The 13,216-nt window shown below is 32.5% G+C and carries 16 protein-coding genes; 10 read left to right on the top strand and 6 right to left on the bottom strand.

Annotated features, from left to right (window positions below; translation table 11 throughout):
• The first annotated feature begins 1 nt into the window (after nucleotide 1).
• A complete protein-coding gene (locus E0F76_RS13810; protein ID WP_132007193.1) occupies nucleotides 2-1,483 on the top strand; it encodes a cellulose synthase family protein in 1,482 nt (493 codons plus the stop codon).
• A complete protein-coding gene (gene mptB, locus E0F76_RS13805) occupies nucleotides 1,480-2,826 on the top strand; it encodes a polyprenol phosphomannose-dependent alpha 1,6 mannosyltransferase MptB (RefSeq protein WP_132007190.1) in 1,347 nt (448 codons plus the stop codon). Before E0F76_RS13810 ends, mptB begins: the two co-directional genes overlap by 4 nt.
• 181 nt (nucleotides 2,827-3,007) lie before the next feature.
• Here the strand turns inward: mptB and msrB are convergent, their stop codons facing one another.
• Both msrB and msrA read right to left on the bottom strand, forming a co-directional pair.
• Nucleotides 3,008-3,541 (bottom strand): peptide-methionine (R)-S-oxide reductase MsrB, encoded by a 534-nt coding sequence (msrB, locus tag E0F76_RS13800; protein ID WP_132007187.1) that lies wholly within the window; start codon nucleotides 3,539-3,541, stop codon nucleotides 3,008-3,010.
• Between the two features lie 17 nt (nucleotides 3,542-3,558).
• Entirely contained in the window at nucleotides 3,559-4,197 is a 639-nt protein-coding gene (gene msrA, locus E0F76_RS13795) for a peptide-methionine (S)-S-oxide reductase MsrA (RefSeq protein ID WP_132007184.1), read from the bottom strand.
• 123 nt (nucleotides 4,198-4,320) lie between these two features.
• Between msrA and E0F76_RS13790 the strand changes: the two genes are divergently transcribed.
• The 6 genes from E0F76_RS13790 (at nucleotide 4,321) to E0F76_RS13765 (ending at nucleotide 8,128) form a co-directional block, all read left to right on the top strand.
• A complete protein-coding gene (locus E0F76_RS13790; protein WP_132007181.1) occupies nucleotides 4,321-4,902 on the top strand; it encodes a sigma-70 family RNA polymerase sigma factor in 582 nt (193 codons plus the stop codon).
• Nucleotides 4,903-4,931: 29 nt separating this feature from the next.
• Nucleotides 4,932-5,198: a hypothetical protein gene (locus E0F76_RS13785; protein ID WP_132007178.1), complete on the top strand. Its 267-nt coding sequence runs from the start codon at nucleotides 4,932-4,934 to the stop codon at nucleotides 5,196-5,198.
• 357 nt (nucleotides 5,199-5,555) lie between these two features.
• The gene (locus tag E0F76_RS13780; protein ID WP_132007175.1) at nucleotides 5,556-5,828 is read left to right on the top strand and encodes a hypothetical protein; all 273 of its coding nucleotides are present in this window, start codon (nucleotides 5,556-5,558) and stop codon (nucleotides 5,826-5,828) included.
• A 50-nt stretch (nucleotides 5,829-5,878) separates the two neighbouring features.
• The gene (locus E0F76_RS13775) at nucleotides 5,879-6,244 is read left to right on the top strand and encodes a hypothetical protein (protein WP_132007172.1); all 366 of its coding nucleotides are present in this window, start codon (nucleotides 5,879-5,881) and stop codon (nucleotides 6,242-6,244) included.
• A 392-nt stretch (nucleotides 6,245-6,636) separates the two neighbouring features.
• The gene (locus tag E0F76_RS13770) at nucleotides 6,637-7,668 is read left to right on the top strand and encodes a glycoside hydrolase family 113 (protein ID WP_132007169.1); all 1,032 of its coding nucleotides are present in this window, start codon (nucleotides 6,637-6,639) and stop codon (nucleotides 7,666-7,668) included.
• Nucleotides 7,669-7,918: 250 nt separating this feature from the next.
• Nucleotides 7,919-8,128 (top strand): GDCCVxC domain-containing (seleno)protein, encoded by a 210-nt coding sequence (locus E0F76_RS13765; protein WP_132007166.1) that lies wholly within the window; start codon nucleotides 7,919-7,921, stop codon nucleotides 8,126-8,128.
• 44 nt (nucleotides 8,129-8,172) lie between these two features.
• Here E0F76_RS13765 and arsM read toward each other — a convergent pair whose 3' ends face one another.
• From arsM to E0F76_RS13745, 4 genes are all read right to left on the bottom strand, one after another.
• Nucleotides 8,173-9,141, bottom strand: coding sequence for an arsenosugar biosynthesis arsenite methyltransferase ArsM (arsM, locus tag E0F76_RS13760; protein ID WP_132007163.1), 969 nt, complete (start codon nucleotides 9,139-9,141; stop codon nucleotides 8,173-8,175).
• A 2-nt stretch (nucleotides 9,142-9,143) separates the two neighbouring features.
• Entirely contained in the window at nucleotides 9,144-9,956 is an 813-nt protein-coding gene (locus E0F76_RS13755; RefSeq protein ID WP_132007160.1) for a purine-nucleoside phosphorylase, read from the bottom strand.
• A 158-nt stretch (nucleotides 9,957-10,114) separates the two neighbouring features.
• Nucleotides 10,115-11,170: an arsenosugar biosynthesis radical SAM (seleno)protein ArsS gene (gene arsS, locus E0F76_RS13750; protein ID WP_132007157.1), complete on the bottom strand. Its 1,056-nt coding sequence runs from the start codon at nucleotides 11,168-11,170 to the stop codon at nucleotides 10,115-10,117.
• Between the two features lie 13 nt (nucleotides 11,171-11,183).
• A complete protein-coding gene (locus E0F76_RS13745; RefSeq protein WP_132007154.1) occupies nucleotides 11,184-11,519 on the bottom strand; it encodes an arsenosugar biosynthesis-associated peroxidase-like protein in 336 nt (111 codons plus the stop codon).
• 373 nt (nucleotides 11,520-11,892) lie between these two features.
• Between E0F76_RS13745 and E0F76_RS13740 the strand changes: the two genes are divergently transcribed.
• Together E0F76_RS13740 and E0F76_RS13735 are read left to right on the top strand one after the other, a co-directional pair.
• Nucleotides 11,893-12,318 carry an OsmC family protein gene (locus E0F76_RS13740; protein ID WP_132007151.1) on the top strand — a complete coding sequence of 142 codons (426 nt, stop codon included), beginning with the start codon at nucleotides 11,893-11,895 and terminating at the stop codon, nucleotides 12,316-12,318.
• Between the two features lie 466 nt (nucleotides 12,319-12,784).
• Nucleotides 12,785-13,090 carry a hypothetical protein gene (locus tag E0F76_RS13735; RefSeq protein WP_132007148.1) on the top strand — a complete coding sequence of 102 codons (306 nt, stop codon included), beginning with the start codon at nucleotides 12,785-12,787 and terminating at the stop codon, nucleotides 13,088-13,090.
• The last annotated feature ends 126 nt before the right edge of the window (nucleotides 13,091-13,216 follow it).

Genomic DNA, 13,216 nt, shown 5'->3' with positions numbered 1-13,216 from the left:
AATGATAGTACTCTCATACATTGTGCTCTTTCTCTATAGCTTTGCTATTCTATTGATTTTTTTCTACGGATTGGCTCAATTTAATTTGCTTATTAACTATTTAAAAAGTAAAAAACAAATTGATAATTCCCCTAAATTCGATTTTACAAATGCAGATGAAATTCCTTTTATAACCATTCAACTCCCTATTTTCAATGAAAAATATGTGGTAGAACGATTGCTTACAACCATTGCAAAACTCGAATATCCAAGGGGAAAATTAGAAATTCAGGTACTTGACGATAGCACCGATGACAGTATTATTGAAACAAAAAAAATAATTGATGACCTATATAAATCAGGTTTAGACATCAAACTCATTACGAGAACCAACCGAAGTGGTTTTAAAGCGGGAGCCTTAAAAGAAGGATTAATGATCGCAAAAGGAGAATTCATTGCCATTTTTGATGCCGATTTTGTACCTCAAAAAGAATGGCTTTTTCAAACTATTCCCTATTTTAAAGATAAAAAAATAGGTGTTGTACAAACACGTTGGGGACATTTGAACAGAGATTATTCCATTTTGACAAAAATTCAGGCATTTGCTCTGGATGCGCATTTTACTTTGGAACAAGTTGGTCGCAGTTCACAATCCCATTTCATCAACTTTAATGGAACAGCAGGGGTTTGGCGAAAAGAATGCATCATCGATGCCGGAAACTGGGAAAGCGATACCCTCACCGAAGATTTGGATTTAAGTTACAGAGCACAATTAAAAAACTGGAAATTCAAATATTTAGAAAATGTAGAAACTCCAGCGGAACTCCCAGTACTATTAAGTGCCGCACGGACACAACAATTTCGTTGGAACAAAGGAGGAGCTGAAAATTTCAGAAAAATGAACTGGAGAGTCATTACATCAAAAGCAATCCCTTTAAAAACCAAAATTCACGGTATTTTTCATTTGCTAAATAGTTCAATGTTTCTTTCTGTTTTCATAATGGCGGTTTTAAGTGTCCCTATTTTATTCATTAAAAAAAACAATCCAAATTTGGCACTGCTTTTTGATGTTCTGATATTTTTTGTCATTACTTCCATTCTGTTTTTTATCAGTTATTGGGTTGCTTTCAAAAACATTCAAGGTGGTGGATTTAAGAATTTCCTGAAATACATTGGCTTGTTTTTTACCTTTTATACCATTGCAATGGGATTTTCTTTTCACAATACAATTGCAGTATTAGAAGGATTGTGGGGAAAGAAAAGTGAATTTATTAGAACGCCCAAATTCAATATTGAAGATTTAAAAGAGAAATGGAAAGACAATATCTATATCTCTAAAAAAATATCAAAAAACACCATTATCGAAGGCATTCTTGTATTGTATTTCCTTTTCGGATTGTACAGTGGTTACAAATTAAATGATTTTGGATTGTATCCTATTCATTTGATGTTGTTTTTTGGTTTCGGCTTTGTATTCGTAAAATCCATTACTGATTCCAAATGAGTTTTACAGTTTCAAATACCAGAAAATCATACATCATTCTTATTATAAGTATTCTTGTTTATGGCTTTATAGGTTATGAACTGGAACGAACCGAATTTGTTTCTCTGGTCGTTTCCTACAGTTTTTTGTTTTTTTTGACATTTCAATTAATCAAATTACAAAAGGCTAATTTTAATTTTCTAATTGGAGCTGCACTATCTTTTCGATTAATTTTCATAGTTGCTTTGCCTAATTTATCCCAAGATTATTTCAGGTTTATTTGGGACGGAAGATTGATTTTAGAAGGACTGAATCCGTATTTGTATTTGCCAAAAGATTTAATTTCAAATCCAGATTTCACTCTCTCACAAGCTCAAGAATTAGTTAATGGAATGGGAAGTTTAAGCGCATCTCATTACTCCAATTATCCGCCAATCAATCAATTATTTTTTATAATTGCAGGTTTTTTGAGCAATCATTCCATTATGGGTGCAGCTGTTATTCTCCGAATAATTATTGTAGCAGCTGATTTTGGAACGCTTTATTTTGGAAATAAATTATTGGAAAGAATAGGATTAGAAAAACACCGTGTTTTTTGGTATTTATTAAATCCGTTGGTGATTATTGAACTTACGGGGAACCTTCATTTTGAAGGTGTGATGTTGTTCTTTTTGGTTTGTAGTATGTATTTATTGCATAAAAACAAATGGAAAACAGCGGCCGTAGTTTTAGCCGTATCCATTTCAACTAAACTATTGCCTTTATTATTGCTGCCTTTATTTTTTCAAAAATTGGGTTGGAAAAAAAGTATTGTTTTTTATGCACTTGTTATTGGAGTAAATGCATTGCTATTCTTACCTTTTCTTTCTTCAGAATTTATTACTAATTATACAGAAACCATTGGTTTGTGGTTCACTAATTTTGAGTTTAATGCTAGTATATATTACCTTATTCGCGAAATTGGATTTTGGATTACAGGTTACAATATCATTCAAATATCAGGCAGAATTATGCCTATTCTAATTGTTATTTTTATTATTTATCAAGCATTCAAAGGAAATAACAGAACCACGCCTGATTTATTGAATAGTTTTTTACTGGTATTAAGTGTCTATTTCTTTTCATCTACAACCGTTCATCCTTGGTATATCATCAACTTGGTTTTGATTGGTATTTTTACAAAATTTAAATATCCAATAGTTTGGAGTTTAACTGCAATTTTGAGCTATAGTGCTTACTCCAATACGGTGTTCAAGGAGAATTTTTATTTATTATTTATCGAATATATACTCGTTTATGGAATGTTATTTTATGAAATGAAAAGGCATTATTTTGATAAATCAAAAAAACATCAAATCAGCTAAAAGAAAGTTGCTTACTCTGTAAAAAAAATTAAATGAGCAACACTAATTATAAAAACCAAAACGCGATATAATTAAAATAACGCGTTTCAATTTCTATTATAAATATAAAAGCAGTAATATCACAAATGATTTACTGCTTTTATAAAAATATGACCTATTGAAAAAACTTATAATTTTAAGGTTATTTCGTTTTCATAAATAATAACGCCCCAGAATCCAAGCAATACCTTAATCCTGTTGGAGCTGGACCATCGTCAAAAACATGACCTAAATGCCCATGGCACCTAGCGCAAACTATTTCACCTCTTACGGTTCCATAGCTTCTATCAACCACTTCTTGAACCCTATTTTTATTTATTGGAGCATAGAAACTAGGCCAACCTGTTCCAGAATTAAATTTTGTCTTAGAAGAAAAAAGGGGCAATTTACAACCCGCACAAAAATAATTACCCACTTGATGATTATCATTATATTCATTTTTAAAAGGAGGTTCTGTACCTTTCTCTCTTAGTATAAAATATTGATTTGGTGTAAGTTCTTTTTTCCATTGAGCATCACTTTTAACCACTTTTTTAAGCGAAGTATCCGTAAGTGACAATCCTTCTTGAATACTATTAGGTACACTTACATTACTTTCCTTTTTTTTAGAGCCCATACAGGCAATAATTGTGATAAACAATACTGGAATGGTTGCTAATTTTATATAAAATTTCATTTTTTTTGTTTTTAAGATTAATGTTTTAACTTTCCTTTATATGTTTTTTTAAAAAGTTCGTATCTAGGAATGGATACATTTGTCACATACGGATTTTCTCCGTTTGCATGCTTTTTAATATAATCTTGATGATAGTCTTCCGCCTGATAAAAATCAGACAAAGGCAAAACTTCTGTAACAATAGGTTTCGAAAAAACTTTTTTATTTTCTAGTTCCAAAATTTTGTCTTTGATAATTTTCTTTTCAACATCATTTCTATAAAAAGCAATTGATCGATAAGAAGAACCTCTGTCTGGTCCTTGCTGATTAGGAGTTGTTGGATCTTGAGACGCAAAAAACGCATCGACCAGCTGGCTGTAACTAACCACATTGGGATCGTAGTAAACCAAAACTGACTCCGCGTGACCTGTTGTCTCGCTTCCAACTTGTTCATAAGACGGATTTTTGGTGTTTCCACCAGAGTATCCCGAAACTGCATCTTGAACTCCAGCCACAGCCTCAAAGATGTGCTCACTGCACCAAAAACAACCTTCGGCAAATACTGCTATAGCTTTTCCAGGTTTAGGTTGTGTGGACAGTTTTTTTGTTTGTCCATTTGAATTACAACTGCATAAACCTAAAAGTAATATTGAATATTTTAAAATTTTCGTTTTCATAATTCTGTATATTAATTATATACAAAGTAAGTATACTTTTATCAACTTATATGTCAGTTACTTTACAATTTAAGAATAAATTAATAAACTATATTTGTTAGACACAAATTAAAAAAGATGTTAATGAAGGAGATTAAAGAAGATTCAAAAAAAATAGTTGAAAGTTGGGTAAACCAATTTAGCGATGAACTTTTTTCTTGGGCATTATATAAGACCTCATCAAAGGAAACTGCCGAAGATTTGGTTCAGGAAACATTTTTGGCCGCTTTTAATAAAATAGATACTTTTCAAGGAAAAAGCCAACCTAAAACTTGGTTGTTTTCTATATTAAATAATAAAGTGATTGATTATTATCGTTTGAGTGCCAAGACCACAAAAAAAACCTTTAGTATTTCTGAAAATAGCGGTTACGAACTTTCTGATGGAATGTTTAACGAAAATGGAGGTTGGAAAAATAACGACATGAATCCTATTTGGAATCAGGAAGAAGAATTATTAGACAATCCAGAATTCAACATCGTTATGCAGGACTGTATGGATGATTTGCCTCAAAAATGGAAGTTTGCTGTGACTTCTAAATATTTAACAGATAAAAAAGCAGATGAAATTTGTCAGGAATTAGAAATTACAACGTCCAATTATTGGCAGATAGTACACAGAGCAAAATTACTTTTAAAAAATTGTTTAGAAATGAAATGGGTATAATAATCCTTTAAAATTTTAAAGAAATGCTTATGCAAAAAATAATGAATATGATGGTGAATTCTTGTAAAAAAACTACGGAGTTGATAGACAAACAGCTATTTAAACCATTAACAACAATAGAAAAAATGCAATTGAAAGTACACAAATCAATGTGTAAAACTTGTCAAGCTTATGAACACCAATCTAAATTTATTGATAAAATAATAAGTAATTGGTTTAATGGTAATTCTAAAACCAAGGAAAAACTAGCCAAAGAAAGAAAGAATAAAATTTTGGAAGAAATAAATAATTCTTAAATTATATTAAATATTTAGTATTGAAACAGAAACACTTCTAGAAATCGAGGTGTTTTTTTGTGTCGAAAAGTAGCTGTCATTTTAATGATTATCAGTGCCTTATACATACAATATGATTTTGTTATTTCTGACAAGACAGCTAAATTTACGCCTATAAAAAAGAGTTATTACAAATAGCGGACAGTCATTTTTTTATTTTTTTTGTCAGGAATTAAATAATCGGTAGTCTATTTATCCAGTTTAACAGATGGAATTAAAATCTTCAAAAGAGTTATTCCTTTTTTGAATCTAATACAAACAAGATAATTAGTAACCGACAATATAAATTGAACCAATTCCTTAAAAGCCATTTTATAAATGAAAATTTTAGATAAGATTGTACCCCAAAAAAGTCCTTTTCTTTTAGGATTTCTTATCAGTTTGATGGGGGCATTACCTTTGGGCTACATCAATGTAATAAGCTTACAACTATTGTTAGAGCAAGGTAATTGGGCAACAGTCTCCTTTATTTCAGGAATTGTATTCATCGAGTTTTTTGTATTAAGAGCTGTGAGTTTCGGAGCAAAATGGTTGGTAAAGCAAAAGAAATTATTAGTATTTATTGATGTTTTTACCATACTTTTTTTTTAGGAATTGCGATTTATTTCATTACAAATATTGGCAGCGATAAAAACTTTAGTTTGTCGCAATTGCTATTGGCTCAATTCCCATTCATTCTAGGATTACTCTTGAATAGTTTAAACTTTATTCAGTGGCCGTATTGGTCTGGAATTTATATTTACCTATTCCGAACCAATAAATTAGATCCTCGTTGCAATGACAATAGAATTTTTATTATGGGAGCAATGATAGGAACCTTGATAGGAATGCTGCTTTTTGCTCACACAGCGAAATACTTTTTGGTAGAAAATAATATTGAAATGAGTAAGTATCTCAATCCACTATTTGCTACTTTATTTCTTGTTTTGGCGTTAATCCAAATTGCAAAAGTTTTTATGAAAAGCAAAAAAGCAAAAGTAATAACGCAAACTGTTGCAAACAATTAGGCCAAAGACATTCATCCAAGTAAACACATTAAAAATTTGCACGATAATTTTAAGTGCATTTGAAAAAGTTTTAAATTTTATTGCGATTAATATCTTTTTGTAACTATATTGGTATAGAGGCGATTTTGGTGGAGTCTAAGCAATTAAACAGGTTTTACAACAAATTTTAACATTACAATTGAATACCTGCAAACTTTTTTTTATCGAATACAGTTCGGAAAGCCATTTAGAAAATTACAACTATTAATTACTTATGTTGGTTTTAAAGATATTTGTGTGAAAAACCTAAAACAATTTAGGTGAAAAAACATTTAAACCATTAAAAAAGCATACTCACAACAAATCCAGAAGTACCAGAAAATTATATTCACAACAAATCTAGAAGTACCTTTATGTTTAAAAATTTAAAATACTTTTTAATTCCAATTCTACTTTTGATAATGAGTAGTTATGCCGTTTTTAAAAACTTAATTCCAGCTAAAATCGCTTCATCTACCAATACTATTACTTATAAAGGAATGAATTTGGTTGCACCAATTAAAGAACTAAAAAGCAAAACTTTTGAAGAGTTGAAAGACAACAATATCAATTCGATATCTCTTATTCCGTATGCTTTTGTAAATACAGATGAAATAACTATTAATTATGATAATGGTAGGCAATGGTGGGGAGAAACATCAGAAGGAATAAAAGAGTGTATACAGCAAGCGCATGCCAATAATTTTAAGCTAATGCTCAAACCTCATTTATGGATAAATCATAATACGTTTACGGGGCATTTAGATTTTAAAACGGAATCCGATTGGCAAAAATGGGAAACAGCATACGAAAAATACATTTTAAATTTCGCCCAAATAGCCGAATCCCAGAAGATAGCAATATTTTGTTTTGGTACAGAATTGGAAAATCCTATTCTTAAAAGACCCCAATATTGGTTGCAACTCATCCAGAAAATAAGAAAAGTCTATTCGGGTAAATTAACTTATGCTGCCAATTGGGATGAATTTGATAAAATACCATTTTGGAATGAATTGGATTTTATTGGAATTGATGCCTACTTTCCATTGTCAAAATCAGAAACCCCTTCAGTTGAAGAACTCAATTTGAGTTGGAAAAAACACATTTTAAAAATAGAATTGATTCAAAAGAAATACAAAAAAAATGTTGTTTTTACTGAATTTGGATATCGCAACTCCAATAATTGTGCAGACGAACCTTGGACGGAAACAAATGCGATAGAAAACAACCAAGCACAAGCTAATTCCTATGAATCCTTATTTCAATCCTTTGAAAATAAACCCTGGTATAAAGGTGGTTTTGCTTGGAAATGGTTTGCTGATGATTACTATAAAGAAAGGAGATATATAGATTTTACACCTCAAGGAAAGCCCGCTTTAACAATCATTAAAAAATATTATAAATAATTGTTGTCCGATAAAACCTTTTCTTATTATATAAAACTGCTCAGGTTTAGTCCCTTCGGGACATTAGGATTGGATTGCGTTGACTTTTTATGCCAATATTTTGCTCCTACCGGAGCATACCTCGTAGAAATTAAATATTTGTATATTGCCCAAACCAAGTTCAGGAATCCCAATGTGTTATTGGTCGTTGCTGTTTTTTAACTTATCTTTTTATTGAAAATAGTTCAAATTAAATGGGGTAAATAAAAAGATGAAAACACAATTAATATCTACGATAACTTGTCCAGAATGTGGTCATAAAAAAGAAGAAACAATGCCAACGGAAGCATGTCAGTTCTTCTACGAATGCGAAAATTGCAAAACGGCTTTACGCCCATTAGAAGGCGATTGCCTTGTATTTTGCAGTTATCGTACTGCGGCTTGTCCTTCCATTCAAGAGAAGAATGATTGTTGTAAATAAAAAAGTGCGACTTGTCAATCGCACTTTCTAAATATTAAAATTTCCTAACAACAACCGCCACCATTATAATGAAACGTACTTTCGCTAATAAAAATATCATTTCGGTTAAGACTTGCTAAAGCGGCTGCCGTTTTATCACATACAGCTAAAGGTTGATTTCGCATCAAAACGTGTCCTTTTTTATCATCAAAATAGTCGTCTTTTCCAAAGAAAATAGCTGCTTTTCCTGTAAAAACACAAGCACCATCAGCTGGCATTGGATCTTTGATGGCACAAACTTCTATGCTTTCGATATAAATAAGTTCATCGGTTGGATAATTTTCGGTATCTAAAATTCGGTAGGGACGACGACCACGAATTTCAATGGTGCCAAATCCAACATCAGTCAAAGCTTGGATATAATCCGCAATTGGAATACTCCCACTCAAACACAATGCACGCAAATGGTCGTCGTTTCGCAACGCTTCATTCATAGGTTGTTCACAAGTGGGATCACTCATTACCAAACGCCCGTGTGGTTTGAGAACACGATACATTTCTTGTAACGCTTTCTTTAAATCTTCGGCTTTAAAAATATTAAAAAGACAGTTTTGAGCCGCAATATCAATACTTGCATCTTCTATGGGTAGTTTCAAAGCATCGCCTTTTCTTAACTCCACAAACTCACTTTTGAACCATTCGTTTTGTTCTTCGGCTTCAATGAAGTTTTTGCGAGAAGCTTCCAACATTTCATCAACGACATCCACGCCAATAACACCTCCTTTTTGACGTGAGAAATAAGAAAATTGTAGTAATTCCATTCCGCCACCAACACCCACATACAATACTTTTGGGTTGTTGATTAAATCCTGTGCTGAAATCGTACTTCCACATCCATAATTCATTTCTTGCATGATGATGGGGATTTCAAGACCTGGAAATTTCCAAATTGGAGTTGTGGTACAGCATAATCCAACATCGGGAGTTAGCGCCGCTTGTTTGTATAAATCGTTTGTGGCATTTAAATAGCTCATAATTATTCTTTTAGTAATTCTTTAAATAAGGAAATCATTTTGGGTTCGGCTTGCCCAGCTAAAGCAATAATTTCGGAAATGTTTACCGGTTTTAAATCATCAGGATTGCATTCATCAGTCAATACAGAAACAGCCAATACGGCTAAACCTAAATGGTTCGCAACAATAACTTCGGGCACGGTGCTCATTCCTACGGCATCTGCGCCAATTATTTTGAGATAACGATATTCTGCTTTGGTTTCCAGTTGTGGACCAACAACGGCAGCGTAAACTCCTTTGTGTAATATAATGTTTTGGGCTTTTGCAATTTCAATTATCGAATGACGTAAATTCAAATCATAAGGTTCACTCATATCGGTAAAACGTTCTCCAAATTCGGATACATTTTTGAATGCCAATGGCGAACCGCCTTGTAAATTAATATGATCTTCAATCAACATTAAATCGCCTTTTTTGAAATTTAGATTGATTGCTCCAGCGGCGTTTGAAATTAATAACGTCTGAATTCCGAGTGCTTTTAAAACCCGAATTGGAAATGTAATTTCTTGCAAAGAATAGCCTTCATAAAGATGAAAACGTCCTTGCATTACGACTACTTTTTTGTTTTCTAATGTGCCAAATAGTAGTTTACCCGAATGAAATTCGACGGTAGAGACTGGAAAATTGGGGATGTCAGCATAATCGACTTCTGCTTCTATTTTGATATGATTGACTAATTGTCCTAATCCGGTGCCAAGCACAATGCCAACATCTGGGAAATGAAATCCTTTTTGGATTAAAAATTTTGTGGTTTCTTTTATCGTTTCAATGTTCATTTTTATTTTTTTTTGCGTTAGGGATTACTTCACTAAACATTTATTTAAATAGGAGTTCAGTGAACTTCGTTTGAAGTGAAAATCCTTTTTTGAGATTTTTCTTCTCAAAAAAGATTGCAACGAAAAGCCCGACCCTTGGGGAACGCCCAAATTATTATTTAAGCTACTGTACCTTGGCAACTACTTCCTGCTCCAGCTGTGCAACCGTAGCAATGTTGAGAGATTAAAATGTTTCTATTGGACAAAATTTCTTCATTGAATTTAGAAATATGATTATCAGATACGGCCACTTTTAATCCCAACATTTGATTAAAATCGCAATCGTACAACCAGCCATCGTAACTCACAGAAATGGTATTGGTACACATGACATTGTCGACCGCCTTCGGGTTGAAGGCTTCGACTAGCGAATACATATAGTCTTCGTAATTATCCGAATTGATCAAATAATCTAAAAATCGACTGATGGGTAAATTGGTAATGGCAAATAAATTGTGAAAATCAATATTGAAATCTTCTTTTAAAGCAATTTTAAAATCGTGTTCCAATGCTTTTTGATCCGTTGGTAAAAATGCACCTGATGGATTGTAAACCAAGTCGAGTTTCAAGTTACTATTTGGCATTCCATAACCCACTTCGTTTAGCATTTGCAATGCCTTGATAGATTTATCAAAAACACCATCGCCTCGTTGTTTGTCTGTTTTTTCTCTTTTATAATAAGGCAAAGACGAAATAACGTGGATATTATGTTTGGCAAAAAACGCTGGTAAATCGTGGTATTTTTTATTGGCTAAAATAATGGTCAAATTGGAGCGGACAATAAAATCTTGAACTCCCAATTTGGATGCTTCTTCAACAAACCAACGAAAATTAGGATTCATTTCGGGAGCGCCACCCGTCAAATCAAGTGTATGTACCCCTGTGTTTTTAATGACGTCAAGACAATGTTGCATTGTCTCGACAGTCATAATTTCTTTACGGTCTGGTCCAGCATCCACGTGGCAATGCGCACAAACTTGGTTGCACATATACCCTACGTTGAGTTGCAGAATTTCAATTTTTTTAGGACGCAGTGGAAACTGACCAACCGATTTTATTTTGTCGGCAAAAGTGGGCAGATAACCATCTTTGAAAATTCCGTTGGACAGAATTTCCAATTGTCGCTCTGTTTTAGAAAGTGCGCTGTGTTGTGCGTGTAAAGATTTTAAAAGCATAATTTATTTTAAACTACATTGATAATTTGTCGTATTTGTTCATCATTTGAACTCCGTGTACAAGTGTTGCACCACTTCGAATGGCTGCTGCTACGTGAACGGCTTCCATCATTTCTTCTTTGGTAATACCACGCTTCAAGCCATCGCCAGTATAAGCATCTATGCAATACGGACATTGAATTGTGTGGGAAACTGCTAAGGCAATCAATGATTTTTCGCGAGCAGTCAAACTTCCTTCTTCGAAAACTTTTCCGTAATATTCAAAAAATGTATCCCCTAATTCTTTATTCCAATCAGTTATTTTTCCAAATTTTTTAAGGTCTGCTGGGTCATAATATGTTTTTTCCATGGATTGTTTTTTTTATAAAGCTACAACTATCTTTTAGACGGAGCAATTAAACCATCCTGACAATTAATTTTTGATTTTTTATAAAAGGTGATTCTTTATAGTATTTGTATGAAATTAGAAAATCAAAAACAATTTTAAAAAAGAAATTAAACCATTAAGGTATTTAAGTCCCGAAGCTTCGGGATAAGAAAATTAAGTTTTAAATGATTCCTTAATAAAACTTGATTTGCTTAATGGTTTTAAAAAAAAATCTTTAACAATTTGAACTGTAGAACCTAAAAAGTAAAAATCGCATTCTTTTTGTCAGGAAATCCATTTTACTTCGACTATATCAATATAAAAATAATTTAAACACAATAAACAGCGATCTATTATGGCTACAAACATTAAACTCAAAAATCTACCAACAGGATACCAAACCATTATCAGCAACGGAAGACACAGCATTATTGGAGACGAACCTATAGCAAGCAAAGGAACTGATTTAGGATTTTCACCCGAAGACTTAATTTTATCAAGTATTGGAATGTGTAAAGTGGCAACCGTACGTTTTATTGCACGCAAAAACGGTTGGGAAATTGGAAACGTAGAAGCCGAATTAGGTCAAGTAGTGAAACGTGGTGAAAACGGAAAACTTTCAACAACAGTTAATGTGACAATCGCTATTGAAGGCGATATTACTGAAGAACAAAGAACCGAATTACTCAACCAAGCAGATGCCTGTTTTGTACACAGAATGATTGAAGGCGAATGGAATATTGAAAAAGCAAGCGTTTTAAACGAGCCAACATTAGTATAAATTTTTAAACAGGGAAACAAGTAGCCACGCAAGTAGGATTTATAGAACCCCATATTTTGGTCAATTTTGGTAAGAAAATTGCTTCTTAAACAATAAATAATAATAATTTTGAATCTGTTTTTGTTATGATGAGAGGCAGATTTTTTCTTGGCTAAGAAAGTGTCTTTCATTTATAAATTTAAATAGAAACACAATGAAACACAACCAACTGATTTTTGTTGGATTATTACTTATTTCAATGTATTCTTACTCACAGTCTGATGAAATTAAAACCAACAAAAAAATAGAAATTGGTACAGAATTACAATGGTAACCAGTTGGTTTTATGCCAATGATAACGTCCAATGTGTTCCTGAAAGAAGATTGCGCACTACGATTTCGTGTGGGTGGGAATTTTGCCAACCGACAGGATTTTAGAGGATAAAATGATAATGAAGTAGCAAAAGGATTTGGTGGAAGTGTTCGAGTGGTTAAATATTTTTCAACTTGGGGAATAGGGCAACCTTTTGTAGGACTAACTTTAGATACTTGGAATATGTGGACAAAATGGAAATATGGTTTACAAACTTCAAACCCAACAACAGGAACAACATACAATTTAGTGTTGCAACCTTGGGCAAATGCAGGTTATCAATATCCTATCTCCAGTAAATGGAATGTAGTGGCTTCAATAGGTTTTGGTAGTGCAATAAACGTAATAACTTACGGCGAGAAAGTGGGTGAAGGATGGATGGGAATTGTGACTTTTTCTGCCAATTATGTTCTGAAATAGTAGAGTTGATTTGTTTAAAGATCCTAAATAAAAATTATTAGCAAAGCTAAAAATAGTGATCTGAAACTTACTTTAATAAATAATACTATCCCAAAACTCTTACAGCAAACAAAGGAACAAATTCAA

It is taken from the genome of Flavobacterium cellulosilyticum (genome assembly GCF_004349355.1).
Classification (GTDB): domain Bacteria; phylum Bacteroidota; class Bacteroidia; order Flavobacteriales; family Flavobacteriaceae; genus Flavobacterium; species Flavobacterium cellulosilyticum.
Note: the sequence above shows the minus strand (reverse complement) of the source record. Positions and strands in the feature narration are given on the sequence as shown.

Bases quoted from the DNA above. Each gene is read 5' to 3' on its own strand.
- E0F76_RS13810 (WP_132007193.1), top strand. From the start codon at position 2: ATGATAGTACTCTCATACATTGTGCTCTTTCTCTATAGCTTTGCTATT.
- mptB (WP_132007190.1), top strand. From the start codon at position 1,480: ATGAGTTTTACAGTTTCAAATACCAGAAAATCATACATCATTCTTATT.
- msrB (WP_132007187.1), bottom strand. From the start codon at position 3,541: ATGAAATTTTATATAAAATTAGCAACCATTCCAGTATTGTTTATCACA.
- msrA (WP_132007184.1), bottom strand. From the start codon at position 4,197: ATGAAAACGAAAATTTTAAAATATTCAATATTACTTTTAGGTTTATGC.
- E0F76_RS13790 (WP_132007181.1), top strand. From the start codon at position 4,321: ATGAAGGAGATTAAAGAAGATTCAAAAAAAATAGTTGAAAGTTGGGTA.
- E0F76_RS13785 (WP_132007178.1), top strand. From the start codon at position 4,932: ATGCAAAAAATAATGAATATGATGGTGAATTCTTGTAAAAAAACTACG.
- E0F76_RS13780 (WP_132007175.1), top strand. From the start codon at position 5,556: ATGAAAATTTTAGATAAGATTGTACCCCAAAAAAGTCCTTTTCTTTTA.
- E0F76_RS13770 (WP_132007169.1), top strand. From the start codon at position 6,637: ATGTTTAAAAATTTAAAATACTTTTTAATTCCAATTCTACTTTTGATA.
- E0F76_RS13765 (WP_132007166.1), top strand. From the start codon at position 7,919: ATGAAAACACAATTAATATCTACGATAACTTGTCCAGAATGTGGTCAT.
- arsM (WP_132007163.1), bottom strand. From the start codon at position 9,141: ATGAGCTATTTAAATGCCACAAACGATTTATACAAACAAGCGGCGCTA.
- E0F76_RS13755 (WP_132007160.1), bottom strand. From the start codon at position 9,956: ATGAACATTGAAACGATAAAAGAAACCACAAAATTTTTAATCCAAAAA.
- arsS (WP_132007157.1), bottom strand. From the start codon at position 11,170: ATGCTTTTAAAATCTTTACACGCACAACACAGCGCACTTTCTAAAACA.
- E0F76_RS13745 (WP_132007154.1), bottom strand. From the start codon at position 11,519: ATGGAAAAAACATATTATGACCCAGCAGACCTTAAAAAATTTGGAAAA.
- E0F76_RS13740 (WP_132007151.1), top strand. From the start codon at position 11,893: ATGGCTACAAACATTAAACTCAAAAATCTACCAACAGGATACCAAACC.